Origin of the sequence: Burkholderia stagnalis (assembly GCF_039848545.1) — a bacterium.
Lineage (GTDB): Bacteria > Pseudomonadota > Gammaproteobacteria > Burkholderiales > Burkholderiaceae > Burkholderia > Burkholderia stagnalis.
On record NZ_CP156685.1, the window covers coordinates 452489 to 477445 of the forward strand.

Sequence of the window (24957 nt, forward strand, 5' to 3'; positions counted from 1 at the left end):
CACCAACGGAAAAATGGAAAAAGCGGCCGCGGCGGCCCGGTCGGGCGCCAGCCGCTCGGGCCGGGCGCCGGGGAAAACTGCGGCATGAGCCCGCATTGTGCATCAAACGCGCGCCGGCCTGCCGGCGCGGCGTCTTACGCGGCCGCGCGCCCGGTCATTGCGCGGGCAGCAGCTTCCACTGGGTGAGGATGCCGGCGATCTGCTTCGCGTACTTGTCGCGCAGCGCGGGCGTTTCCGAATGATAGGCGCCGATCGCCTGCCAGGTGTTGCCGTACCGGTTCATCTTCTGGCGCAGGTGCCAGGCGGCGATGTAGACGTTCTTGCACGGCTCCATCAGCGTGTCGCGGCCGATGCCGTAGCGCGACAGCACGGGCAGATGGATCGAGTTGATCTGCATCAGGCCGTAATCGGTCGAGCCGTTCGCATTCTTGTTCTTCGCATCCGGCCGGTTATGCGATTCCTGCCATGCGATCGCGCGCAGGATCAGCGGATTGACCTGCTGATATTTAGCGGCTTCGTCGAAACAATCGGCGCGTGCGTTTCCGCTGGCGAGGCAGGCGCCGATCAACCACGCAATCGAAACGAACCGTCTGTTCATTGTTCAGTAAACGGAAAAATAACCGGGGGCGGGAAAACCCGTGTCCGGAAATCGCGCGACGCGCATCGCGACGCTCGTATCATACCGAGAGCCTGCCGTATTGCGACAGGACAGGCATCGAATGCCGGGTTATACCGCATTTTCGTTTCAGTTCATCCTGAAATGATGACGAGAGCCGAACGGACGGCGCAGAGACCGAAGCTTACATTTTTCATACGGGTGTCGTGAATACTGTCGTATATGAGACATTCCTCGGATCGATGTGATATTTCGGACATGAAAAACTGCTAATGTCGCTTTTTTCGGAATTGGATCCAGTTCTACCGCCGGATGGTGACCTGAACCGGCATCGACCCATTCATCCATGACAAGAAATCGCTTCGTTATGCGGCGCATTGCCACGACGTTGATCGTCGCCGGCATCATCGTTTCGCAGGCCGCCCACGCCCAGGTCACGCTCAATTTCGTCAACGCCGACATCGATCAGGTCGCCAAGGCGATCGGCGCGGCGACCGGCAAGACCATCATCGTCGATCCGCGCGTGAAGGGTCAGCTCAACCTCGTCGCCGAGCGCGCGGTGCCGGAAGACCAGGCGCTGAAGACGCTGCAATCCGCGCTGCGCATGCAGGGCTTCGCGCTGGTGCAGGATCACGGGGTGCTGAAGGTCGTGCCGGAGGCCGACGCGAAGCTGCAGGGGGTGCCGACCTACGTCGGCAACACGCCGCAGGCGCGCGGCGACCAGATCGTCACGCAGGTGTTCGTGCTGAAGAACGAATCGGCCAACAACCTGCTGCCGGTGCTGCGGCCGCTGATCTCGCCGAACAACACCGTTACCGCCTACCCGGCCAACAACACGATCGTCGTCACCGACTACGCGGACAACGTGCGCCGGATCGCGCAGATCATCTCCGGCGTCGACAGCGCGGCGGGCGCGCAGGTGCAGGTCGTGCCGCTCAGGAACGCGAACGCGATCGATGCCGCGACGCAGCTGCAGAAGCTGCTCGATCCGGGCGCGATCGGCAACAGCGACGCGACGCTCAAGGTGCTGGTGCAGGCCGACCCGCGCACCAACTCGCTGATGCTGCGCGCGTCGAACCCGTCGCGTCTCGCGGCCGCGAAGCGCCTCGCGCAGCAGCTCGATGCGCCGAGCGCGGTGCCCGGCAACATGCACGTGGTGCCGCTGAGGAACGCCGAGGCGACGAAGCTCGCGAAGACGCTGCGCGGGATGCTCGGCAAGGGCGGCGGCGAAACCGGCGCGTCGGCGACGTCGAACGACGCGAACGCGTTCAACCAGGGCGGCTCGTCGTCGAGCGGCAACTTCTCGACCGGCACCGCGGGCACCCCGCCGCTGCCGTCGGGCGGCCTCGGCGGCTCGTCGTCTTCGTCGTACGGTGGCACCGGTTCGTCGCAAGGCGGCGGCCTCGGCACCGGCGGCCTGCTCGGCGGCGACAAGGACAAGGGCGACGACAACCAGCCGGGCGGCATGATCCAGGCCGACGCGGCGACGAACTCGCTGATCATCACCGCATCGGACCCGGTGTACCGGAACCTGCGCGCGGTGATCGACCAGCTCGACGCGCGGCGCGCGCAGGTGTATATCGAGGCGCTGATCGTCGAGCTGAACTCGAACACGTCCGGCAACCTCGGCATCCAGTGGCAGATCGCGAACGGCCAGTTTCTCGGCGGCACGAACTTCAGCTCCCCCGGTACGCCCACCGGCAACATCCTCGGGGTGTCGGGCGCGGTTGCGGCCGGTGGTACGACGGGTCTCGCCGCGTTGGGGCAGACGCTCATGCCGGGCCTCAACGTCGGCTGGCTGCACAACATGTTCGGCGTGCAGGGCCTCGGCGCGCTGCTGAATTATTTCGCGGGCGTGAGCGACGCGAACGTGCTGTCGACGCCGAACCTCATCACGCTCGACAATGAAGAAGCGAAGATCGTCGTCGGCCAGAACGTGCCGATCCCGACCGGTTCGTATTCGAACCTGACGAGCGGCAACACGAACAACGCATTCAATACCTACGATCGCCGCGACGTCGGCCTCACGCTGCACGTGAAGCCGCAGATCACCGACGGTGGCATTCTGAAGCTGCAGCTCTACACCGAGGATTCGGCGGTCGTGACTTCCACGGCGACCGCGGTCAACGGCCCGACCTTCACCAAGCGCTCGATCCAGTCGACGATTCTCGCGGACAACGGTGAAATCATCGTGCTCGGCGGCTTGATGCAGGACAACTACAACGTGACCAACAGCAAGGTGCCGCTGCTGGGCGACATCCCGTGGATCGGCCAGTTGTTCCGCTCGGAATCGAAGAACCGCCAGAAGACCAACCTGATGGTGTTCCTGCGCCCCGTGATCATCAACGACCGGCAGACCGCGCAGGCGATCTCGTCGAACCGCTACGACTATATCCAGGGCGTGACGGGCTCGTACAAGTCGGACAACAACGTCATGCGCGACAAGGACGATCCGATCGTTCCGACGATGCCGCTCGGCCCGGCCGAAGGCGGCTCGGCGCTGAACCTGTTCGACCTGACGAAGATGCGCCGTCAGCAGGGCCAGCCGAGCGCGCCGCAACAGCCGGCGCAGCAAGCGCAACCGGCCGTGCAGCAACAGGCCGTGCCGCAGCCGCAGATGCAGCAACAGCCGTTGACGGCCCCGTCGGGAGTTTCGCAGTGAGCGACGTGCTCGCGTCCCCCCACGACGGCGCGCCGGGCGAACGCCAGCCGCCGTCGCCGCTCGCTGCGCGGCTGCTGCCCTACGGCTTCGCGAAGAGCGGCCAGGTGCTGATCGCGCATCAGCACGACGACACGCTCGAAGTGTGGATCAGCGAACGCACGAACGACGCGGCGCTCGCGGAGATCGCGCGCAATTTCGGCTCGATCTCGGTGCACCGGCTGCCGGCCGACGAACTCGCGCTCGCGATCAACCAGGCGTACGCGCGCCAGGACGGCAGCGCCGCGCAGGTGGTCGGCGAGGTCGAGGGCGAAGTCGACCTGTCACGGCTGATGCAGGACATCCCCGAAGTCGAGGATCTGCTCGAATCGGAAGACGACGCGCCGATCATCCGGATGATCAACGCGCTGCTCACGCAGGCCGCGCGCGAACACGCATCGGACATCCACATCGAGCCGTTCGAGAACGCGTCGGTCGTGCGTTTCCGCGTGGACGGCACGCTGCGCGACGTCGTGCGGCCGAAGAAGGCGCTGCACGGCGCGCTGATCTCGCGGATCAAGATCATGGCGCAGCTCGACATCGCCGAGAAGCGCCTGCCGCAGGACGGCCGCATCACGCTGCGGGTGGGCGGGCGGCCGGTCGACGTGCGGGTGTCGACGCTGCCGACGGGCCACGGCGAGCGCGCGGTGCTGCGTCTGCTGGAAAAGGACGCGCAGCGGCTGAACCTCGAAGCGCTCGGCATGGGCCGCGACACGCTCATGGAGTTCGACAAGCTGATCGCGCGCCCGCACGGCATCGTGCTGGTGACGGGCCCGACCGGCTCGGGCAAGACGACGACGCTGTACGCGTCGATGTCGCGGCTCGAAACCGCGACGACCAACATCATGACCGTCGAGGACCCGATCGAATACGACCTCGGCGGCATCGGCCAGACGCAGGTGAACGAGCGGATCGGGATGACCTTCGCACGTGCGCTGCGTTCGATCCTGCGCCAGGATCCGGACGTGATCATGATCGGCGAAATCCGCGACCTGGAAACCGCGCAGATCGCGGTGCAGGCGTCGCTGACGGGCCACCTCGTGCTCGCGACGCTGCACACGAACGATGCGGCATCGGCGGTCACGCGCCTGACCGACATGGGCGTGGAGCCGTACCTGCTCGCGTCGTCGCTGCTGGGCGTGCTCGCGCAGCGGCTCGTGCGGCAACTGTGCCCGGTGTGCAAGGAAGAACGGCACGAGGAGGGCCGCTCGGTCTGGCATCCGGTGGGCTGCGACAAGTGCGGGCACTCGGGCTATGCGGGCCGGCGCGGCGTGTACGAGCTGCTGATCGTCGACGAGTCGATCCGCACGCTGATCCACCGCAACGCGGCCGACGCGGAGATTCTCGCGGCAGGCCGCGCGCAAGGGATGCGCACGCTGCGCGACGACGCCGAGCGCTGGCTCGCGGCGGGCGCGACGTCGCTCGAGGAAGTGTTGCGCGTGACGGGAGGCGCATAGCGCGATGCCGGCATTCCGTTTCGAAGCGATCGATGCGGCGGGACATGCGCAAAAGGGCGTCGTCGAAGCCGACAGCGCGCGCGCCGCGCGCGGCCAGCTGCGCACGCAGGGGCTGACGCCGCTCGTCGTCGAGCCGGCGGCCAGCGCGACCCGCGGCGCGCGTTCGCAGCGCCTCGCGCTCGGCCGCAAGCTGTCGCAGCGCGAACAGGCGATCCTCACGCGCCAGCTCGCGAGCCTGCTGATCGCAGGGCTGCCGCTCGACGAGGCGCTCGGCGTGCTGACCGAGCAGGCCGAGCGCGACTACATCCGCGAGCTGATGGCGGCGATCCGCGCCGAGGTGCTGGGCGGCCATTCGCTCGCGAATGCGCTCGGGCAGCATCCGCGCGACTTCCCGGAGATCTATCGCGCGCTCGTCGCGGCCGGCGAGCACACGGGCAAGCTCGGCCTCGTGCTGTCGCGCCTCGCCGACTACATCGAGCAGAGCAACGCGCTGAAGCAGAAGATCCTGCTCGCGTTCACGTATCCGGGCATCGTCACGCTGATCGCGTTCGGCATCGTCACGTTCCTGCTGAGCTACGTGGTGCCGCAGGTCGTCAACGTGTTCGCCAGCACCAAGCAGCAGCTGCCGATCCTGACGGTCGTGATGATGGCGCTGTCGGATTTCGTGCGGCACTGGTGGTGGGCGATCCTGATCGCGGTCGCGCTCGTCGTCTGGCTGGTGCGGGCGACGCTGTCGCGCGACGGGCCGCGGCTCGCGTTCGACCGCTGGCTGCTCACCGCGCCGCTCGCCGGCAAGCTCGTGCGCGGCTACAACACGGTGCGCTTCGCGAGCACGCTGGGGATTCTCACCGCGGCCGGCGTGCCGATCCTGCGCGCGCTGCAGGCGGCCGGCGAGACGCTTTCCAACCGCGCGATGCGCGCGAACATCGACGATGCGATCGTGCGGGTGCGTGAGGGCTCGGCGCTGTCGCGCGCGCTGAACAACGTGAAGACGTTTCCGCCGGTGCTCGTGCACCTGATCCGCTCGGGCGAGGCGACCGGCGACGTGACGACGATGCTCGACCGCGCGGCCGAAGGCGAGGCGCGCGAGCTCGAGCGCCGCACGATGTTCCTGACGAGCCTGCTCGAGCCGCTCCTGATTCTCGCGATGGGGGGCATCGTGCTCGTGATCGTGCTGGCGGTGATGCTACCGATCATCGAGCTGAACAACATGGTGCAGTGACGGCGAGTGCCGCCGTCACCGTGCTGCGCTCAGCGTACGTAGATCGCCGGGGACGGCGTGTTGGCGGGCAGTGCGATTTCGGCGCGGGCGCCGTTGCGCTCGACGACGATCGAGCGTTCGCGGACTTCGGCGAGCTTCGCGCCGGGCGCGAGCTCGGTGCCGAGCGACACCGCGCGGGGCGGCTCGCCGCCGATGCCGACGATCGCGGCGGCGCCGCGCTGCAGCGCGAGAATGCCGAACAGATGGATGTCCTGTACGGGATTCTTGTCGAGCTGGCCGCCGAACAACGCCGCGGCGTCCTCGGTGCGGATCGGGGGCCGCGCGGCGGCGGCGGGAAGCGGCGCTTCGCGAGCCGACAGCGTGACGACCCAATAGGTGGCCGTCGCGCACAGCGCTGCGAAGAGGGCGAGGGAGAGGATCCGGATCGAGAGCGCGTTCATGCGCGCTATTGTACGGATGTATGTGAAATTTGCGTTGAGTGAAAGCCCTCGACGGGGCGCACCTTACAATGCGTGCTCCGCGCCCCGGGGAAACCGGGGCGAGATGGCCCGGTTGTATCGGAACCGTCACCCAATCGACGATATTTTTTAGAAAGAGGTAGTCAGTCATGCAAACGTGGATCACTCGCCGCAACGGGGCCGTGCGTCGTCAGCGCGGTTTCACGCTGATCGAGATCATGGTGGTGGTCGCGATCCTCGGGATCCTGGCGGCGCTGATCGTGCCGAAGATCATGAGCCGCCCGGACGAGGCGCGCCGCATCGCCGCGAAGCAGGACATCGGCACGATCATGCAGGCACTCAAGCTGTACCGTCTCGACAACGGCCGCTATCCGTCGCAGGACCAGGGTCTGAACGCGCTGATCCAGAAGCCGACCACCGATCCGATCCCGAACAACTGGAAGGACGGCGGCTACCTCGAGCGCCTGCCGAACGATCCGTGGGGCAACGGGTACAAGTACCTGAACCCGGGCGTGCACGGCGAGATCGACGTGTTCAGCTACGGCGCCGACGGCAAGGAAGGCGGCGAAAGCAACGATTCCGACATCGGTTCGTGGCAGTAACCGGCCGCTGACACTCCCCACGCGCGACGCCTGTCCATGCAAGCCAGCCGCACGACCTCCCGCTTCGGGCGCCGCGCCGGTGCGTTCCACGGGCACGCGGCGCGGGCACGCGGCTTCACGCTGCTCGAAATGCTCGTCGTGCTGGTGATCGCGGGCCTGCTCGTATCGCTCGCGTCGCTGTCGCTCACGCGCAACCCGCGCACCGACCTGCGCGAGGAGGCGCAGCGGCTCGCGCTGCTGTTCGAGACCGCGGGCGACGAGGCGCAGGTGCGCGCGCGCCCGATCGCATGGCTGCCGACCGCGCGCGGCTTCCGCTTCGACATGAATACCGCCGACGGCTGGCGCACGCTGCGCGACGACCTGCTGCGCCCGCGCGACTGGGACGGCGGCGTGACGGGCGCCGACATCGACTACCCGGGTTCCGATACGCACGTGAACCGCGTCGTGTTCGGCACCGAGAGCATCGACACGCCGGTGCGCGTGACGCTGCACTCGGCCGCCGGCAGCGTGACGATCGTCGGCACCGGCAACGGCCGCTACGAGGTGCAGTGACGATGCGTCGACGGCCCCCCTTCCCTTCTCTTTCCGCGCGGGCGTCCGGCTCCCGTCGCGCACGCGGCTTCACGATGATCGAGGTGCTGGTCGCGCTCGCGATCATCGCGGTCGCGCTCGCCGCGTCGATCCGCGCGGTCGGCACGATGGCGACCAACTCGTCGGACCTGCACCGCCGGCTGCTGGCCGGCTGGAGCGCCGACAACGCGCTGGCGCAGCTGCGGCTCGCGCATGCGTGGCCGTCGATCGGCGAACAGAGCTTCGATTGCTCGCAGGGCAACGTGCAGCTGGTCTGCACGCAGCGCGTGAGCGCGACGCCGAACCCGGTGTTCCGGCGCGTCGAAGTGTCGGTGAGCGCGCCGGGGCTGTCCGGCAAGCTCGCGCAGATGGTCACGGTGGTGGCGAATGAAACCAGCCGCTCGCTCTGACGCACCGATGCGGCGCCCGGCGACGCGGGCCCGGCTCACGGCGGGCGGCTTGCGCGCGCGCGGCTTCACGCTGATCGAGCTGATGATCGCGATCGCGATTCTCGCGGTCGTCGCCGTGCTCGCGTGGCGCGGGCTCGACCAGATCATGCGCGGCCGCGACAAGGTCGCGGCCGCGATGGAGGACGAGCGCATCTTCGCGCAGATGTTCGACCAGATGCGCATCGACGTGCGGCGCGCCGCGACCGACGACGAGGCCGGCCAGCCGGCGCTCGGCGTCGCGGGCAATACGCTGCAGATCGTGCGCGAATTCGACGCGCCGGGCGCGGCGCCGCGGCTGCAGGTGATCCGCTACCGGATCGCGGGCGGCCGCGTCGTGCGCTATGCGTCGCCGCCGATCGACGACGCGAACCGGCTGCGCAACACATTGAAGGAATCGGACGTCGACGGCTGGAGCTCGGTCGCGCTGATGGGCGGCGTCGGCGCGATCGACGCGAAGCTCTACGTGCCGCGCGTCGGCTGGACCACCAATCTGCAGACGGCGGACGACGCGCTCGCGCAGAACAACGACGCGCTCAAGGTGCCGCAGCTCGGCAATGCGCCGCCGCCGCGCGCGGTGACGGGCCTGCAGGTCAGCATCGGCGCGACGTCGCTGCGCGTGCCGGTGACGCGCATCTTCCTCGTCGGGGAATGACGATGCGCGCGCCCGCCCCCCGCTCCCCTCGCTCCCCTCGCGCCCGTTTCACACGCCGGCAACGCGGCGCCGCGATCATCACCGCGCTGCTGGTGGTCGCGCTGTCGGCGATCCTCGTGTCGGGGATGCTGTGGCGCCAGCAGGTGCAGATCCGCCGCATCGAGAACCAGCGCACGATCGCGCAGGCGCAGTGGGTCGCGCGCGGCGCGCTCGACTGGACGCGGATGATCCTGCGCTCCGAAGGCGACACCGCGCCGGGCATCACCTATCTCGGCGGCATCTGGGGCGTGCCGATCGCGAAGACGAAGCTGTCCGACTTCATGGGCCGGATCGGCATGAACGACAACAGCGGCAGCCAGGACACCAACCTGTCCGGCTCGATCGAGGACGCGCAGGCGAAGTTCAACCTGCGCAACCTCGTGTCGACGCCCGCGCCCGGCGTGCTGCAGCTCAACGGCGCGCAGCTGCAGGTGTTCCAGCGGCTGCTGACGACGCTCGGCTACGACGCCGCGTTCGCGAAGCGGATCGCGCTGCAGGTGCGCGCGGGCCTGCTGCACTCGGCGCAGCGCTTCCAGATGGCGGCGCTGCCGGGCACCGCGAGCGTGCCGGTGGTGCCGGAAGCGGGCACCGGCCCGCAGTCGACCTTCACCGACGAGCCGGGCCTCGCCGGCGGCGACCGCGGGCCGGCGCCGCTGATGATGACGAGCGTCGACAGCCTGCTCGACGTCGACGGCGTCACGCCGGAAATGGTCGAGCGGCTGCGCCCGTTCGTCACGGTGCTGCCGACCACGACGCCCGTGAACATGAACACCGCGCCCGCCGAGGTGATCGCGGCGCTGGTGCCGGGGATGAGCGTCGCGTCCGCGCAGGCGCTCGTGTCGCGCCGCGAGACCGTGTTCTTCCGCAACACCGGCGACGTGACGCTCGCGCTGCGCGGCGCCGGCGCACCGCCGAACATCCAGCTCGATTCGACGCTGATCGACGTCAATTCGAACTATTTCGTCGTACACGGCCGGATCCAGCACGAGCGCGCCGAGGTCGACCGCACCTCGCTCGTGTATCGTGATCCGACCACGCACTCCACGCGGGTCGTGCGCATCCGCGATCAGCTATAACAACGCCATCCGGGAGAGGAGCTCTTGAGCACGTTGATTGTTTTACTGCCGCCGCGCGAGCCCGCCGTGCCGTTGCAGGAATGGCAATGGCCCGAGCTGCCGTTCATGCTCGTCGACAAGGGCGGCCACACCCAGCGCGCCGGCCGCGCCGCGCTCACGCTGCTGCCGCGCGCGGCCGCGACGGTGCTGGTGGTCGCCGCGCGCGACGTGCTGCTGCTGGCCGCGACGATGCCGCCCCTCAAGGGGCCGAAGCTGCGCCAGGCGCTGCCGAACATCGTCGAGGATCAGCTGATCCAGGATCCGCAAGGCTGCCACATCGCGGTCGACCCGGCCCCGCTGCCCGACGGGCGCCGCGTGCTGGCGGTCGTCGATCGCGCGTGGTTCCGCACGATCTGCGACGCGTTCACCGCCGCCGGCCACCGCCACCTGAGCGCGGTGCCCGCGACGCGCTGCCTGCCGTCGCCGCTGGTCGCCACCACGGTGGCGGCCGATCCGGCGCCCGGGGCCGAAGCGGAAGCCGTCGCGGCGGACGGCGACGCCGCCCCGCCGGCGCGCCCGGCCGCGGTGGCCGCGGTGCTGGGCGTCGCGGCGTCGGTCGAGCCGATCCTCGTCGAAGCGGGCGCGCAGCCGGGCCCGTCCGGCGCGCCGCGTCTCGAGCTGGCGATCGCGCGCGGTGCGCTGGGCGAAGGCTTCGCGGCGCCCGCGCAGCGCGCGGCCGGCACGCTCGCCGCGCTCGCGGGCGGTGCGCCGGTCGAGCTGTACGAGCTCGGCGAGCCGGGCGCGGAGCCGCGCCTCGCGTCGGTCAAAGGGGCCGACGCCGAAGCGCTGCTGCCGGGCGCGGCGCCGCTGCCGTTCGAGACGTTCGCGCGCCGCGCGACGGCCGAGCGTTTCGATCTGTGCCAGTTCGAATTCGAGTCGCAGCCGTGGCGCTTCGACCGCGCGACGCTCAAGCGCCTGCGCGTGCCGATCGCGATCGCCGCGGCGACGCTCGGCGTCGCGGTGATCGGGATGAACCTGCACTGGTGGAAGCTGTCGCGGGAGCGCGACGCGCTGTCCGCGCAGATCACCGAGACGCTGCTGTCCGCGTTCCCGAAAACCACGACGGTGCTCGATCCGCCCGCGCAGATGCAGCGCCAGCTCGACCAGCTGCGCCTCGCGGCGGGCGAGCTGTCGCCGAACGATTTCCTCGCGCTCGCGAGCGGGCTGTCGCGTTCGATGGGCACGCTGCCGCTGAACGGCATCGCGTCGCTCGACTATCACGACCGGCGGCTCGACGTCGGCTTCAAGCCCACCGTGAAGGTCGATCCCGACTTCACGCAGCGCCTCGCGCGCAACGGGCTCGCCGGCGAAGTCGACAGCAGCACGGGTAAATGGACCATCCGGAGCCGCTCTTGACTACTCTCCTCCCTAAAGGAAGAAGATTCCCACTTCACCGAATGCAACCCGACATCGCCTCAAAGAGACATGGGCATTACGCTTTCTCCATGGGCTGACACCGCCAGTCCGGCGGCCAAAACGTTGCGTGCGGCGTTGACGTCGCGATCGTGGTTCTTTCCGCATCCCGGACAATTCCACGATCGCACCTTCAACGGCAGGCTGGCGACGGTATGCCCGCAATCGGCGCAGCGTTTGCTGGAGGGGTGCCAGCGATCGATCCCAATTAACGTGCGGCCGTACCATTGGGCCTTGTACGTCAGCTGCCGCACGAATTCCGACCAGCCGGCATCGCTGATCGATTTCGCAAGTCGTCGATTCTTCAGCATGTGGCGGACAGCAAGGCTTTCGATCGCGATCACTTGGTTTTCGTTGATCAATCGGGTCGATAGCCTGTGCAGGAAATCCCTGCGGGAATCTGCTATCCGGGCGTGCATGCGTGCGACTTTGAGTCTCGCCTTCCTGCGATTGGCGGAGCCTGCTTGCTTCGTTGCCAGCCTTCGTTGCAGCTTGGCGAGCCTGGCTTCGTTCTTGCGAAATGCATTCGGCGCAGCGATCTTCTCGCCGGTCGAAAGAACGACAAAATCTGTCAACCCGAGGTCGATACCGACCGTGCCGGTTGAGGCGGATTTTGCGCAAACCACGTCGTCGCAAAGCAGGGATACGTGGTATCGGCCTGCGGCGTCCTTCGACACCGTGACGGTGGTCACCTTCGCTCCCGCCGGAATCCTGCGCGACCAGCGGATCGCGAGCGGCGCCTCCATCTTCGCCAGCTTCAGCGACGTGCCATCCCATCTGAACGCGCTCGTCGTGTACTCGGCCGATTGCGCACCGTCCTTGCGCCGGAAGTTTGGATACCTTGCGCGCTTGGCAAAGAAGTTCGCGAACGCCGTCTGCAAATGGCGCAACGCCTGCTGGAGCGGTACTGAGCTGACTTCGTTCAGCCAGCCATGTTCTGGCGTTTTCTTCAGCGCGGTGAGCGCGGCGGAGGTTGCGTGATAACCGATACGTTCCTGGCGCAGCTGCCACGCATCGTTTCGCATCCGCAGCATGTGGTTGTACACAAAGCGCGCGCATCCGAATGTCCGGGCAAGCATCGCTGCTTGCTCGGGCGTCGGGTAGAACCGGAATCGGTAGGCACGCTTGATATCCATGCGCTACACCATGTCATAGGCTCGTATGAGCCGCAAGCCTTGGAGAAGCGGCCACTTGGCCGCACCCCTTTCACTCCCCGCCCTGAAAGACGGGGTTTCTCGGAGCAGACCTCATGAAGGCCGAACTGAACCAGACCCTCGCGCAATTCTGGGGCGAGCGCACCCCGCGGGAAAAGAACCTGCTCGGCTGGGGCGGCGCCGTGCTGGCCGTCGCGATCGCGTATTCGGTGCTGTGGTCGCCCGCGCAGGAAGGCCGCGCGCGCATCACGCGCGAGCTGCCGACGATGCGCAACGAACTCGCGAAGATGACCGCGCAGGCGAACGAGGCGCGCTCGCTCGCGGCCGCCGCGCAGGGCGTCGCGCCCACCGGCGTCGCGCTGAAGGATGCGCTGACGGCGTCGCTGTCCGACCACGGGATGCCCGGCGCGCAGACCCAGGTGATCGGCACCGGCGTGCAGATCCAGATGAAGAACGTGTCGTTCCCGGCGTGGACCCAATGGCTCGACGACGCGCGCAAGCAGTTCAAGGTGCAGGTCGGCGAGGCGCACGTGAGTGCGCTGAAGGACGACGGCCAGGTCGACCTGACGGCCGTGATGCAGCCGTCCACGCAGAAATGACGCGGCCGGTGGCGGAGCGCCGATGAGGCCCGGGTTGAAGCGGCTCGTGGCCGCGTTGCCGTGGATCGTGGCGGGCGGCGCCGCGAGCGTCGTCACGCTCGTCGCGCTCGCGCCCGCCGCGTGGATCGCGCCGCAGTTCGCGCGCGCGACGAGCGGGCACGTGAACCTCGTCGAGCCGGAAGGCTCGGTGTGGCACGGCTCGGGCGCGCTGATGCTCGCGCCGGGCGCGGATCAAAGCACGGCGACGCTGCTGCCGGGGCGGGTCGAATGGACGACGGGCTTCTGGCCGCTGCTGACCGGGCGCGTGCAGATGAAGATGCGGCAGACCGAAGCGATGCCCGAGCCGGTCACGCTCGACGCGACGTGGCGCGGCGCGGTGCTGTCCGCGGGCGCGATGGCGGTGCCCGCGTCGCTGCTCGCCGGGCTCGGCACGCCGTTCAACACGCTCGACCTGCAAGGCGACGTGCGGCTCGGCTGGAGCGACTGGCGGCTGATCGGCAGCAACGCGTTCGGCCAGTTGACGGTGACGATCGACGAGATGAGCTCGCGCGTGTCGCGCGTGAAGCCGCTCGGCTCGTACCGCGCGGTGCTGCAGGCGAAGGGCGCGGGCGCCGATCTCGACCTGACGACGGCCAAGGGCCCGCTGTTTCTCGACGGGCACGGCACGTTCGGCGCGGGCGGCGGATCGTTTCGCGGCACCGCGCATGCGGCGCCCGAGCAGCTCGCGAACCTCGCGGGCCTGCTGAACCTGCTCGGCCACCCGATCGGCGACGGGTCGGTGTCGCTGATCTACGGTGATGCGGCGCGCTGACGCCGCGTCACCCACCCTGCCTATTTCTGCGCGGCCGGTGCGGCCGACGAGGCCGACGCCACGGGCATCGCGCCGCTTGCCGGCGCGGGCGCGGCCACGCTGCCCGTCTCGCGCGCCATCTGCGACACGTCCCAGCCGCCGCCGAGCGCCTTCACGAGCCCGACCGACGACACCATCCGCTGCCCGGAGATCGTCGCGAGCTTCTGGTGCGCGGTGAACGCGGTGGTCTGCGCGGTCAGCACGTTCAGGTAGCCGACCGTGCCCGCCTTGTACTGGTTCGTGACGATCGCGAGCGCATGCTCGGCGCTGTCCACGGCCTGCCGCTGCACGTCGATTTCCTGCGCGAGGATGCGTTGCGACGCGAGGTTGTCCTCGACGTCCTGGAACGCGGTCAGCACCGCGAGCCGGTACGCGGCGACATCCTGGTCGTAGGTCGCGCGCGCGGCGTCCGTTTGCGCGGCGCGCAGGCCCGCGTCGAACAGCGTCGCCGCGAGCTGCGGGCCGACCGTCCAGAAGCGCGCCGGCAGCGTGAACAGGTTCGACCACACCGAGCTCTGCACGCCGCCCTGCGCGGACAGCGTGAGCGTCGGGAAGAACGCCGAGATCGCGACGCCGATCTGTTCGTTGGCCGCGGCCGCGCGGCGTTCGGCCGCCGCGATGTCGGGCCGGCGCTCGAGCAGCGCCGACGGCACGTCGACCGGCGTGACGGGCGGCTCGGCGGTGAGCGGAAGCGGCGCCAGCGAGAACGTCGACGCCGGCTCGCCGATCAGCGTCGCGATCGCATGCTCGTATTGCGCGCGCGCGACGCCGTTGTCGATCGCCGCCGCCTGTGCGCTCTGCAGCTGCGTTTGCGCCTGGATCACGTCCGCGCGCGCGGCGACGCCCTGCGCATACTGGTTCTGCGTGAGCTGCAGCGCGCGCTGATACGACGCGACGGTGTCGTCGAGCAGCTTCTGCAGCGCATCGGCGGTGCGCAGCTGGAAGTAGGTTTGCGCGAGCGTCGCCTGCTGCGACAGCCGCGCGTTCGCGAGGTCGGCCGCGGCCGCCGCTTCGCCCGCCCGCTGCGCGCCGACCGTGCGGCTCACCTTGCCCCACAGGTCGGGCTCCCACGACGCGTCGAGGCCGACGCTGTAGCTGTTGCTGATCGACCCGGAACTGCCGCCGCCGCTCGACGACGAGCCGGACGACAGCGACGAGCGCGGCGTGCGGGCGCGCGAGCCCGACGCGGTGAGCCCGACGGTCGGGAAATACGCGGCGCGCGCCTGGTCGACGAGCGCGCGCGCCTGCCGGTACGCGGCCGCCGATTGCGCGATGGTCTGGTTCGACGCGTTGAGCCGGTCGACCAGCGTGTTCAGCTCGGCGTCGCCGTAGACGGTCCACCACGCGCCGCGATCGGCGCGGTCGGCCGGCTGCGCGACCTTCCAGCCCGCGGGCGCTTCCTTGAACGCGGCCGGCATCGGCGCGTCGGGACGGTGATAGTCGGGCCCGACGGCGCAGCCGGCCAGCAGCACGGCGGCCGCGAAGGCGACGGCGGCGGCAAGCGGGCGGCGCTCGCGTGGGGAGGGGGCGTACGGCATGGTGGTTTCCTGTCTGGACGCGAGGCCGGCTGGCGAACCTGCGTGGGGCGGCCGGCAGGCCGCAGGCGGACAAATGGTAACTGACGGCGGGAAAGCCGCGCAGCCGTTAGGGTAAGGCGCGCGGCGGCAGGAATGTGTTACCGGCGCGGCGGGCCGGTTTACCGGGCATTACGCATCGCGTGCGCCGGCCGCGGCGCGCGCTCGCGGCCCGGCGTCAGCGGGCGGGCTCGATGGCGGCCGCGCGCCATGACGACGGCTCCGTGGCGGCGGCCTTGCGTTCGCCCTGGCGCGCGCCCTTCGCGCCCCGCTGCCGGCGATGATCGAACCAGGCGAACCCGAGCGCCGCGAGCGATCCGCCCGGCAACACCAGCATCGCGACGTACAGCGCGATCTTCCAGCCGCGGTGCGGCCCGGAGAATACATGGTGAGCGGTATCGGTCAGGTTGCGGCGCAGTGCGCCGGCGGCATTTTTCAGGGACAGCATCGCGAACATCCTCGGGGGCCCGGCAACGCGGGCAAGGCAGGTCAGAACATCGTCTCCGGCAGTGCAGGCGCACGTCGTAACTGGTTGCCTGAAATAATATTGACTAAGCAATCAATTTTCAAGATACTGGGCGCGTTTTTCCGTCAAGACACTGTTGCAGCACGCGCAATCGAATGAACGACGGCCTTTACGATCCCGCCAGCATCGAGCTGGAAACGAGCCTCGGCTACTACCTGACGAAGGCGCGCCAGGCGCTCGTCGAGCGGATGGACCGCGCGCTCGAGCCGCTCGACCTGACCGCGCAGCAGATCGGCGTGATCCTGCTGCTGTCGCGCGGTTACGCGCGCACGCCGTTCGAGCTGTCGCGCAAGATGTCGTACGACAGCGGCTCGATGACGCGGCTGCTCGACCGCCTCGAGCGCAAGGGCTTCATCACCCGGGCGCGCAGCGAGCGGGACCGCCGCGTGATCGAGCTGTCGCTGACGGCGCACGGCGCCGAGGCGGCCCGCGCGCTGCCGTCGGTGATCGCGACCGCGCTCAACGCGCAGCTCGCCGGCTTCTCGGCCGACGAGCTCGCGCTGCTCACGGGCCTGCTGCAGCGCTTCATCGCGAACGGCCCCGGCACGCTCGCGTGCGACGCGCCCGGCGCACCGGGCTGCTGACATACAGGAGGGGCCGATGTCTGGGTTAAACGTTCGTTTATATGTCTGTCTGGGCAGATGATGACAAGTCACGCTTCACCGTTCGCCCGTCGTCCGGTCGATTCCGCCGGCCCGCGCCCGGGCGCGATCTGACCTAGGAGATTCCGATGTCCGCCACCACGGCTTCCGCCGCTCCCGCCTCCCGTCCCGCCGAACCCGCGCCGCTATCCGGCGGGACGCTCGCGCTGCTCACCATCGGGCTCGCGCTCGGCACCTTCATGGAAGTGCTCGACACGTCGATCGCGAACGTCGCGGTGCCGACCATCTCGGGCAGCCTCGGCGTCGCGACGAGCGAGGGCACCTGGGTGATCTCGTCGTACTCGGTCGCGTCCGCGATCGCAGTGCCGCTCACCGGCTGGCTCGCGCGGCGGGTCGGCGAGGTGCGCCTCTTCACGCTGTCGGTGCTCGCGTTTACGATCGCGTCGGCGCTGTGCGGCTTTGCGACCAACTTCGAGACGCTGATCGCGTTCCGGCTCCTGCAGGGGCTCGTGTCGGGGCCGATGGTGCCGCTGTCGCAGACGATCCTGATGCGCAGCTACCCGCCCGCGAAGCGCGGGCTCGCGCTCGGGCTGTGGGCGATGACGGTGATCGTCGCGCCGATCTTCGGCCCGTTATTGGGCGGCTGGATCAGCGACAACTACACGTGGCCGTGGATCTTCTACATCAACCTGCCGATCGGCATCTTTTCGGCGGCCTGCGCGTACTTCCTGCTGCGCGGCCGCGAGACGAAGACGACCAAGCAGCGGATCGACGCGGTCGGCCTCGCGCTGCTCGTGATCGGCGTGTCGTGCCTGCAGATGATGCTCGACCTCGGCAAGGACCGCGACTGGTTCAGCTCGTCGTTCATCGTCGCGCTCGCGCTGATCGCGGTGGTGTCGCTCGCGTTCATGCTAGTGTGGGAGGCGACCGAGAAGGAGCCCGTCGTCGACCTCACGCTCTTCAAGGACCGCAACTTCGCGCTCGGCGCGCTGATCATCTCGTTCGGCTTCATGGCGTTCTTCGGCTCGGTGGTGATCTTCCCGCTGTGGCTGCAGACGGTGATGGGCTACACGGCCGGCAAGGCCGGCCTCGCGACCGCGCCGGTCGGGCTGCTCGCGCTGGTGCTGTCGCCGCTGATCGGCCGCAACATGCACCGGCTCGACCTGCGGATGGTCGCGAGCTTCGCGTTCATCGTGTTCGCCGGCGTGTCGATCTGGAACTCGACGTTCACGCTCGACGTGCCGTTCAACCACGTGATCCTGCCGCGCCTCGTGCAGGGGATCGGCGTGGCGTGCTTCTTCGTGCCGATGACGACGATCACGCTGTCGAGCATCTCCGACGACCGGCTCGCGAGCGCGTCGGGGCTGTCGAACTTCCTGCGCACGCTGTCCGGCGCGATCGGCACCGCGGCCAGCTCGACGTTCTGGGAGAACGACGCGATCTACCACCACGCGCGGCTGTCGGAATCGGTGAGCGTCTATGCGCAGAACACGACCGACTACCAGGGCGCGCTGTCGCAGCTCGGCATCGTCGGGCAGACGGCCAACGCGCAGCTCAACCAGATCGTCACGCAGCAGGGCTTCATGATGGCCACCAACGACTTCTTCCATCTGTCGGCGATCATGTTCATCGCGCTCGCGGCGCTCGTGTGGATCACGAAGCCGAGAAAGGGCGCGGGGCCGGCGATGGGGCATTGATGGGTGGGGCGGCGTCGCGGGGCGTGTCCTATATCTTCCGGATGATTGCGCGGCTCGCATTGCTCAAATAAACTAAGTCTAAGATTTAACTGGACTTAGTTCATTTGGAGGGTGCAATGCAGACCTACAACATGCATGAAGCGAAAACGAACCTGTCGCGTCTGATCGACGAGGCCGTGCATGCCGGCGAGCCGTTCGTCATCGCAAAAGCCGGCAAGCCGCTTGTCAAAGTCGTGCCGATCGATACGCGGGAACCGGCTCCGCCGAGTCGGATTGGCTTCATGAAGGGACAGATCAGCGTTCCGAACGATTTCGACTCGATGGGCGGGGACGACATCCGGAAGCTGTTCGAGGGCGACGCGTGAAACTGCTGCTCGACACCCATTTGATCCTCTGGGCCGCCGCTGATGCGGCGGAGCTGCCGAGCCGCGCCCGTGCGCTCATCGAGAATTCCGCCCATACCCTGCTCTTCAGCGTGGTGAGTCTCTGGGAGATCGTCATCAAGCGCGGGCTGGATCGAGACGATTTTCAGGTCGAGCCACATGTCCTTCGCCGCAATCTGCTCGACGCCGGCTATGTGGAGCTGCCGATCACCAGCACACACGTCCTCGCGGTCGAGCAGTTGCCGCCGGTTCATCGCGACCCGTTCGATCGCCTGCTGATCGCGCAGGCGATTTCGGAGGGCGTCACCCTGCTCACGCACGACTACACCGTTGCCCGGTATCCAGGCCCCGTCCAGCACGTCTGATCGCGCGCCGCGCCCGCCCCTCACTCCCGCGCCCGCAACCCGCCGAACGCGAGATCGTCGACCGGCGCGACCGGCAGCGTCGCCCGCGCGACGTCGAGCCACGCACGCGCCGCGTGCGACAGATAACCCTTCTTCAGCCAGCCGAGCGCGATCGCCCACGTGATCTCCGGCTCGACGATCGGCCGGCACGTGAACTGCCCCACGTCGAGGCGCCGGCAATACGGCTCGGGCAGCAGCGCGATGCCGACGCCCGCGTGCACGAGCGCGGCCATGAAATCCCAGTGGCCGCTGCGGCTCACGATCGACGGCGTGAAGCCGACCTGCCGGCACGCGTCGAGCACTGCGTCGTGCAGCGCGAGGCTTTCCGCGTAGAACACGAACGACTCGCGCGCGAGATCCGCGAGCGGCACCGCCGCGTGATCCTCCCAGCGCGACTCGCGCGGCGCGACCAGCCACAGCGGCGCGCGCACCATCGGCAGCCGGTCGAACACGGCGGGATCGACCGGCTCCAGCAGCCCGCCCAGCTCCAGCTCGCCCGACATCAGCGCCGCCTCGATCATGCGCGCGCCCTGCTCGAACAGCTTCAGCTCGATGTTCGGGTAGCGCTGCTTGTACGCGGCGATGATCGGCGTGAACAGCGACCCGCCGAGCGGCGGGATGCCGATCGTCAGCTCGCCGCGGCCGAGCGTGCCGAGGTCGTTCAGCTCCGACTGCAGCTGCGCCTGCGCGGCCAGCACGTCCTGGCCGCGCTGGAACACGATCCGCCCGGCGTCGGTCAGCACCATCTGCCGGCCGTCGCGCAGCAGCAGCGGCGAGCCGATCTCGTCCTCGAGCGCCTTCACCATCTTGCTGATGGTCGGCTGCGTGACGAACAGGCGGTCGGCGGCCGCCGTGAAGCTCTGCTGACGGACCACCTCGACGAAGTACCGCAGCGCGCGCAATTCCATCGATCACTCCCCAGGTTGGTGCGGCGAACACAAAGCGAATTCCGAATTGGAATGACAAGGATAGAGACAAGTCATTTTATTTATGGTTAGGGGAAACCCTATACTCCCATCATCAATGAAACATGCAGGGAGCCCGCCATGACCACACCGACCGCCACCGCCGCCCACCTCGCCGCTTCGGGCAACGTTGCGCGCACGGGCCGGATCGTGCTGCAGGCCGCCGCACTCGGCGTGCTGTGGATGGCGGTCGACTGGGCCGTGCGTGCGGTCGGGCTGCCGGTGCCGTCCGGCGTGATCGGCCTCGCGGTGCTGCTCGTGCTGCTGTTCTCGGGCCGCGTCGCGCCGGCGTGGGTCAAGGACGGCGCGAACTGGCTGCTGTCCGACATGCTGCTGTTCTTCGTGCCGGCCGCCGTCGCGGCCGTCCAGTACGGCGGGCTGTTCCGCGAGGACGGCTGGCGCATCGCGCTGGTCATGCTCGCCGGCACCGCGTTCGTGATGGTCGCGGTAGCCGTCGCCGTCGACCTCGCCGCGAAGCTCGAACGCCGGCTCGCCGCGCAGCGCGTGTTCGCCGAACGCCGCCGCGCGCGCCTCGCGACCGTGTCCGCCCACTGAGCCTGCGATGCTTGCGCTGCTGTCGAACCTGTCCGCCGACCAGACGAATGCCGCGATCTCCGTCGGCTGCTTCGTGCTGACGGTCGCGCTGTACTTCGCGTCGAAGCGGCTCTACGCGTACAAGAAGACGCTGCTGTTCTCGCCGCTCGTGTTCGTGCCCGGCGTGCTGGTCGCGCTCGTCGCGCTGACGGGCATCCCGTACTCGGTCTACTTCCGCGACACGCGCTGGCTGATGTGGCTGCTCGGCCCGGCGACGATCGCGTTCGCGGTGCCGATCTACGACTATCGCGACCTGATCCGCCGCCACTGGCTGTCGCTGTCGGTCGGCGTCGCGGTGGGCATCGCCGCCGGCGTGTGCGGGTCGCTGCTGCTCGCGAAGCTGCTGCACCTGTCGCCGGAGCTGCAGCGCTCGCTGATGACCCGCTCGGTGTCGACGCCGTTCGCGCTGGCCGTCTCCGACAAGATCCATGCGCCGAAGGATCTCACCGCGCTGTTCGTGATCGCGACCGGCATCTGCGGGATGCTGCTCGGCGAAATCGTGCTCGCGCTCGTGCCGATGCGCACGCGGCTCGCGCGCGGCGCGCTGTTCGGTGCGGCCGCGCACGGGGTCGGCACCGCGAAGGCGCGCGAGATCGGCAGCGAGGAAGGCGTCGTGTCGAGCCTGACGATGATGATCGCGGGCGTCGCGATGGTGCTGCTCGCGCCGCTGCTGTCGCTGCTGCCGATCTGATCAGGCGCCGCCGCCGCGCACCGCGCGGTGTGCGGCCACCCTGCCCCGGGCGTCGGCCCGCCCGCGGCGATCATGCCCCGTTTCCATGCCGCCGGCCGGGCCACCCGCCCGACAATCGCCTGAGATAGCCGCAATTCCCCCCTCTTTTCCGCCCATCGGCTTCGGGCCGGATGCCGAACAATGCATGCTACGAGTCACCACGCACGCATTCACATGGCCTCCACGACCGCAAATCCGCCCGCCGACAAGCCCGCTTCGTCCGGCAAGCTCAAGCGCATCGCGCTTCTCGCCGTCATCGCGCTCGGCGCGGCGGCTGCCGCCGCGGGCGGCATGTACGTGTTCCTGAGCAAGCAGGGCGTCGGCCATGCGAGCGGGCCCGTCGAGCCGCCGCCGCTGGCCGCGCCGGTGTTCTTCCCGCTCGACCCGCTCACCGTGAACCTGCAGTCCGACGACGGCATCCAGCACTACCTGCGCGTCGGCCTGTCGCTGAAGCTCACCGACCCGAAGGCGCAGGAGCAGTTGACCGCGCGGATGCCGGAAACCCGCAGCCGCATCCTGCTCGCGCTGAGCAACAAGCGTCCCGAGGAACTCGCGACGCCCGACGGCAAGCGCGCGCTCGCCGGCGAGCTGAAGGGCCTGATCGAGCAGCCGACGCAGCCGGGCAACCAGCATGCGAAGGTCGACGACGTGCTGTTCACCGAGTTCGTCGTTCAGTAACTCGCCGACAAAGGAACGCAGATGGGCCACTCGGAGTTCATGTCCCAGGAGGAGGTCGATGCACTCCTCAAGGGCGTCACGGGCGAAGCCGACGCGGATGACGACAAGCGCGAGTCGGCCGGCGTTCGCCCGTACAACATCGCGACGCAGGAGCGGATCGTCCGCGGCCGGATGCCCGGCCTCGAGATCATCAACGACCGCTTCGCGCGGCTGTTGCGCATCGGCATCTTCAACTTCATGCGGCGCACGGCGGAGATTTCCGTCAGCCAGGTGAAGGTGCAGAAGTACAGCGAATTCACCCGCAACCTGCCGATCCCGACGAACCTGAACCTGGTGCACGTGAAGCCGCTGCGCGGCACGTCGCTGTTCGTGTTCGACCCGAACCTCGTGTTCTTCGTCGTCGACAACCTGTTCGGCGGCGACGGGCGCTTCCACACGCGCGTCGAGGGCCGGGATTTCACGGCGACCGAGCAGCGCATCATCGGCAAGCTGCTGAACCTCGTGTTCGAGCATTACACGACCGCATGGAAGAGCGTGCGGCCGCTGCAGTTCGAGTTCGTGCGCTCGGAAATGCACACGCAGTTCGCGAACGTCGCGACGCCGAACGAAATCGTCATCGTCACCCAGTTCTCGATCGAGTTCGGGCCGACGGGCGGCACGCTGCACATCTGCATGCCGTACTCGATGGTCGAGCCGATCCGCGACGTGCTCGCGTCGCCGATCCAGGGCGAGGCGCTCGAAGTCGACCGCCGCTGGGTGCGCGTGCTGTCGCAGCAGGTGCAGTCGGCCGAGGTCGAGCTGAGCGCGAATCTCGCCGAGATTCCGGTGACCTTCGAGCAGATCCTCAACCTGCGCGCAGGCGACGTGCTGCCGCTCGCGATCGAGGACACGATCACCGCGAAGGTCGACGGCGTGCCGGTGATGGAATGCGGTTACGGGATTTTCAATGGTCAATATGCGTTGCGCGTGCAGAAGATGATCAGCGCGGCCGACGCACTGAAGGAAGGTGGATATGAGTGAGCTGAATCCGACACCCGAGCTCGACCCGCAAGCGCTCGCCGACGCCGCGCTGGTGGAGACGGCCCCCGCGGCGGCTGCCGTGGCCGTGGCCGACGCCGACGGCGAACAGGGCCTGGACGACTGGGCCGCCGCGCTCGCCGAGCAGAACGAGCAGCCGGCGCCGGCCAGCGCGACGGGCGCCGGCGTGTTCCAGCCGCTGTCGAAGGCCGCGTCGAACGCGACGCACAACGACATCGACATGATCCTCGACATCCCGGTCAAGATGACCGTGGAGCTCGGCCGCACGAAGATCGCGATCCGCAACCTGCTGCAGCTCGCGCAGGGCTCGGTCGTCGAGCTGGACGGCATGGCCGGCGAGCCGATGGACGTGCTCGTGAACGGCTGCCTGATCGCGCAGGGCGAGGTGGTGGTCGTCAACGACAAGTTCGGCATCCGCCTGACGGACATCATCACGCCGTCCGAGCGCATCCGGAAGCTGAATCGATGACCTGCGCGCCGTCCGGCCGCCGCGCGATCGCGTTCGCGGCCTGCGCCGCCGCCGTCGCGCTGCACGCCGGCACGGCCGCCGCCGCGGACATGAACGCGGTGAACCACGCGGGCCAGATCGCGTCGAGCGTGGTGGTCGGCTCGGCCGCGCCGTCGCTCGGCGTCGGCGCGGTGCTGCAGACGCTCGTCGGGCTCGCGCTCGTGATCGGCCTCGTGTTCGGCTGCGCATGGCTCGCGCGCCGCTTCGGCTTCCAGCCGGCGGGGCGCGGCGGCCCGCTGAAGGTCGTGTCGAGCGTCGCGGTCGGCACGAAGGAGCGCGCGACGATCGTCGAGATCGGCGACACCTGGCTCGTGCTCGGCGTCGCGCCCGGCAACGTGCGGCTGCTGCACACGCTGCCGGCCGGCTCGGCCGCGGCCATGGCGGCGGACGCCCCGGCGGGCGCCGCGCCGTCCGCCGCCGGCGGCGGCCTGCACGGCACGTTCGGCCAGCGCTTTCGCAGCGCGCTCGCGGGCGAAGCCGCGAAACGCCTCGGGCGCGACAAGGATCGCTGACATGCCGCCGCGCCGCGACGCCGCCCGCCCGGCGCCCAGCGCCGCCACGGCCCGCGCGCCCTCTTCCCTACACCGCACTTCGATGAAACACGTCTTCCTGCGCCGCGCGGCGCAACTCGCGCCCGTGCTGATCCTCGGCCTAGCCCCCGCGCTCGCATGCGCGCAGGCGGGCCTGCCGGCCTTCAACGCGGCCCCGGGCCCGAACGGCGGCACGACCTACTCGCTGAGCGTGCAGACGATGCTGCTGCTCACGATGCTGTCGTTCCTGCCGGCGATGCTGCTGATGATGACGAGCTTCACGCGCATCATCATCGTGCTGTCGCTGCTGCGCCAGGCGATCGGCACCGCGTCGACGCCGCCGAACCAGGTGCTGGTCGGCCTCGCGATGTTCCTCACCTTCTTCGTGATGTCGCCGGTGCTCGACCGCGCGTACAACGACGGCTACAAGCCGTTCTCCGACGGCAGCGTGCCGATGGAGCAGGCGGTGCAGCGCGGCGTCGCGCCGTTCAAGACCTTCATGCTGAAGCAGACCCGCGAGACCGATCTCGCGCTGTTCGCGAAGATCTCGAAGGCCGGGCCGATGCAGGGCCCGGAGGACGTGCCGCTGTCGCTGCTGGTGCCCGCGTTCGTCACGAGCGAGCTGAAGACGGGCTTCCAGATCGGCTTCACGATCTTCATCCCGTTCCTGATCATCGACATGGTGGTCGCGAGCGTGCTGATGTCGATGGGGATGATGATGGTGTCGCCGTCCACCGTGTCGCTGCCGTTCAAGCTGATGCTGTTCGTGCTCGTCGACGGCTGGCAGCTGCTGCTCGGCTCGCTCGCGCAGAGCTTCGCCTGACCCCCGGGAGC

28 protein-coding genes are annotated in these 24957 nt (G+C 68.8%); 22 read left to right on the forward strand and 6 right to left on the reverse strand.

Features of this window, described 5'->3' with window-relative positions:
* Positions 1-154 precede the first annotated feature (154 nt).
* The gene (locus ABFO07_RS02175) at positions 155-598 is read right to left on the reverse strand and encodes a lytic transglycosylase domain-containing protein (protein ID WP_059882343.1); all 444 of its coding nucleotides are present in this window, start codon (positions 596-598) and stop codon (positions 155-157) included.
* A 364-nt stretch (positions 599-962) separates the two neighbouring features.
* Between ABFO07_RS02175 and gspD the strand changes: the two genes are divergently transcribed.
* From gspD to gspF, 3 genes are read left to right on the forward strand one after another with little or no spacing between them, the layout of a single operon-like run.
* Positions 963-3278: a type II secretion system secretin GspD gene (gspD, locus tag ABFO07_RS02180; protein WP_059882345.1), complete on the forward strand. Its 2316-nt coding sequence runs from the start codon at positions 963-965 to the stop codon at positions 3276-3278.
* Positions 3275-4771: a type II secretion system ATPase GspE gene (gspE, locus tag ABFO07_RS02185; protein WP_059810920.1), complete on the forward strand. Its 1497-nt coding sequence runs from the start codon at positions 3275-3277 to the stop codon at positions 4769-4771. The genes gspD and gspE overlap by 4 nt, the downstream gene beginning before the upstream one ends.
* A gap of 4 nt (positions 4772-4775) precedes the next feature.
* Positions 4776-5993, forward strand: a complete 1218-nt coding sequence (gspF, locus tag ABFO07_RS02190) for a type II secretion system inner membrane protein GspF (RefSeq protein WP_059563818.1) — start codon at positions 4776-4778, stop codon at positions 5991-5993.
* 29 nt (positions 5994-6022) lie between these two features.
* Here the strand turns inward: gspF and ABFO07_RS02195 are convergent, their stop codons facing one another.
* Positions 6023-6433: a hypothetical protein gene (locus ABFO07_RS02195; protein WP_059882347.1), complete on the reverse strand. Its 411-nt coding sequence runs from the start codon at positions 6431-6433 to the stop codon at positions 6023-6025.
* Between the two features lie 167 nt (positions 6434-6600).
* Here ABFO07_RS02195 and gspG point away from each other — a divergent pair, with 167 nt between their 5' ends.
* The 6 genes from gspG to gspL are packed head-to-tail and all read left to right on the forward strand — an operon-like array spanning position 6601 to position 11234.
* Positions 6601-7053, forward strand: coding sequence for a type II secretion system major pseudopilin GspG (gspG, locus tag ABFO07_RS02200; protein WP_059563816.1), 453 nt, complete (start codon positions 6601-6603; stop codon positions 7051-7053).
* A gap of 36 nt (positions 7054-7089) precedes the next feature.
* On the forward strand, positions 7090-7605 hold the full coding sequence (locus ABFO07_RS02205; protein ID WP_060291364.1) for a GspH/FimT family pseudopilin: 516 nt from the start codon (positions 7090-7092) through the stop codon (positions 7603-7605).
* 2 nt (positions 7606-7607) lie between these two features.
* Positions 7608-8033 carry a type II secretion system minor pseudopilin GspI gene (gene gspI / locus ABFO07_RS02210; protein ID WP_059810946.1) on the forward strand — a complete coding sequence of 142 codons (426 nt, stop codon included), beginning with the start codon at positions 7608-7610 and terminating at the stop codon, positions 8031-8033.
* Positions 8011-8724 (forward strand): PulJ/GspJ family protein, encoded by a 714-nt coding sequence (locus ABFO07_RS02215; RefSeq protein WP_124490522.1) that lies wholly within the window; start codon positions 8011-8013, stop codon positions 8722-8724. Before gspI ends, ABFO07_RS02215 begins: the two co-directional genes overlap by 23 nt.
* Positions 8725-8726: 2 nt before the next feature.
* Complete coding sequence (gspK, locus tag ABFO07_RS02220; RefSeq protein WP_347468193.1) at positions 8727-9839, forward strand: type II secretion system minor pseudopilin GspK; 1113 nt, start codon at positions 8727-8729, stop codon at positions 9837-9839.
* Positions 9840-9863: 24 nt separating this feature from the next.
* Positions 9864-11234: a type II secretion system protein GspL gene (gene gspL, locus ABFO07_RS02225; protein WP_060291366.1), complete on the forward strand. Its 1371-nt coding sequence runs from the start codon at positions 9864-9866 to the stop codon at positions 11232-11234.
* 59 nt (positions 11235-11293) lie between these two features.
* Here gspL and ABFO07_RS02230 read toward each other — a convergent pair whose 3' ends face one another.
* On the reverse strand, positions 11294-12427 hold the full coding sequence (locus ABFO07_RS02230) for an RNA-guided endonuclease InsQ/TnpB family protein (protein ID WP_059882351.1): 1134 nt from the start codon (positions 12425-12427) through the stop codon (positions 11294-11296).
* A 113-nt stretch (positions 12428-12540) separates the two neighbouring features.
* On the opposite strand from ABFO07_RS02230, the gene gspM reads away from it, so the two are divergent.
* Together gspM and gspN are read left to right on the forward strand one after the other, a co-directional pair.
* On the forward strand, positions 12541-13044 hold the full coding sequence (gene gspM, locus ABFO07_RS02235; RefSeq protein ID WP_059564671.1) for a type II secretion system protein GspM: 504 nt from the start codon (positions 12541-12543) through the stop codon (positions 13042-13044).
* A gap of 22 nt (positions 13045-13066) precedes the next feature.
* A complete protein-coding gene (gene gspN / locus ABFO07_RS02240; protein ID WP_060351571.1) occupies positions 13067-13855 on the forward strand; it encodes a type II secretion system protein N in 789 nt (262 codons plus the stop codon).
* 20 nt (positions 13856-13875) lie between these two features.
* On the opposite strand, the gene ABFO07_RS02245 is transcribed toward gspN, so the two are convergent.
* Positions 13876-15432, reverse strand: a complete 1557-nt coding sequence (locus ABFO07_RS02245) for an efflux transporter outer membrane subunit (RefSeq protein ID WP_347468197.1) — start codon at positions 15430-15432, stop codon at positions 13876-13878.
* Between the two features lie 214 nt (positions 15433-15646).
* Positions 15647-15925, reverse strand: coding sequence for a hypothetical protein (locus ABFO07_RS02250; RefSeq protein WP_059810916.1), 279 nt, complete (start codon positions 15923-15925; stop codon positions 15647-15649).
* A gap of 164 nt (positions 15926-16089) precedes the next feature.
* Here ABFO07_RS02250 and ABFO07_RS02255 point away from each other — a divergent pair, with 164 nt between their 5' ends.
* The 4 genes from ABFO07_RS02255 (at position 16090) to ABFO07_RS02270 (ending at position 19041) form a co-directional block, all read left to right on the forward strand.
* Complete coding sequence (locus ABFO07_RS02255) at positions 16090-16578, forward strand: MarR family winged helix-turn-helix transcriptional regulator (protein ID WP_059564667.1); 489 nt, start codon at positions 16090-16092, stop codon at positions 16576-16578.
* A 146-nt stretch (positions 16579-16724) separates the two neighbouring features.
* Positions 16725-18293, forward strand: coding sequence for a DHA2 family efflux MFS transporter permease subunit (locus ABFO07_RS02260; RefSeq protein ID WP_059564666.1), 1569 nt, complete (start codon positions 16725-16727; stop codon positions 18291-18293).
* Between the two features lie 116 nt (positions 18294-18409).
* The gene (locus tag ABFO07_RS02265) at positions 18410-18658 is read left to right on the forward strand and encodes a type II toxin-antitoxin system Phd/YefM family antitoxin (RefSeq protein WP_059882355.1); all 249 of its coding nucleotides are present in this window, start codon (positions 18410-18412) and stop codon (positions 18656-18658) included.
* Positions 18655-19041, forward strand: coding sequence for a type II toxin-antitoxin system VapC family toxin (locus ABFO07_RS02270; RefSeq protein WP_059906784.1), 387 nt, complete (start codon positions 18655-18657; stop codon positions 19039-19041). The genes ABFO07_RS02265 and ABFO07_RS02270 overlap by 4 nt, the downstream gene beginning before the upstream one ends.
* 20 nt (positions 19042-19061) lie before the next feature.
* On the opposite strand, the gene ABFO07_RS02275 is transcribed toward ABFO07_RS02270, so the two are convergent.
* Positions 19062-19988, reverse strand: a complete 927-nt coding sequence (locus ABFO07_RS02275; RefSeq protein WP_059810913.1) for a LysR family transcriptional regulator — start codon at positions 19986-19988, stop codon at positions 19062-19064.
* A 138-nt stretch (positions 19989-20126) separates the two neighbouring features.
* On the opposite strand from ABFO07_RS02275, the gene ABFO07_RS02280 reads away from it, so the two are divergent.
* The 7 genes from ABFO07_RS02280 (at position 20127) to fliP (ending at position 24946) form a co-directional block, all read left to right on the forward strand.
* Positions 20127-20600 (forward strand): CidA/LrgA family protein, encoded by a 474-nt coding sequence (locus ABFO07_RS02280; protein ID WP_059906783.1) that lies wholly within the window; start codon positions 20127-20129, stop codon positions 20598-20600.
* Between the two features lie 7 nt (positions 20601-20607).
* Positions 20608-21330 carry an LrgB family protein gene (locus ABFO07_RS02285; protein WP_059923281.1) on the forward strand — a complete coding sequence of 241 codons (723 nt, stop codon included), beginning with the start codon at positions 20608-20610 and terminating at the stop codon, positions 21328-21330.
* Between the two features lie 180 nt (positions 21331-21510).
* Positions 21511-22047 (forward strand): flagellar basal body-associated protein FliL, encoded by a 537-nt coding sequence (fliL, locus tag ABFO07_RS02290; protein WP_059810911.1) that lies wholly within the window; start codon positions 21511-21513, stop codon positions 22045-22047.
* 21 nt (positions 22048-22068) lie between these two features.
* On the forward strand, positions 22069-23067 hold the full coding sequence (fliM, locus tag ABFO07_RS02295; RefSeq protein WP_059564659.1) for a flagellar motor switch protein FliM: 999 nt from the start codon (positions 22069-22071) through the stop codon (positions 23065-23067).
* A complete protein-coding gene (fliN, locus tag ABFO07_RS02300; RefSeq protein WP_059882356.1) occupies positions 23060-23554 on the forward strand; it encodes a flagellar motor switch protein FliN in 495 nt (164 codons plus the stop codon). Before fliM ends, fliN begins: the two co-directional genes overlap by 8 nt.
* Positions 23551-24105, forward strand: a complete 555-nt coding sequence (fliO, locus tag ABFO07_RS02305; RefSeq protein ID WP_059993871.1) for a flagellar biosynthetic protein FliO — start codon at positions 23551-23553, stop codon at positions 24103-24105. Before fliN ends, fliO begins: the two co-directional genes overlap by 4 nt.
* A gap of 82 nt (positions 24106-24187) precedes the next feature.
* The gene (fliP, locus tag ABFO07_RS02310; protein WP_059564656.1) at positions 24188-24946 is read left to right on the forward strand and encodes a flagellar type III secretion system pore protein FliP; all 759 of its coding nucleotides are present in this window, start codon (positions 24188-24190) and stop codon (positions 24944-24946) included.
* Positions 24947-24957 lie beyond the last annotated feature (11 nt).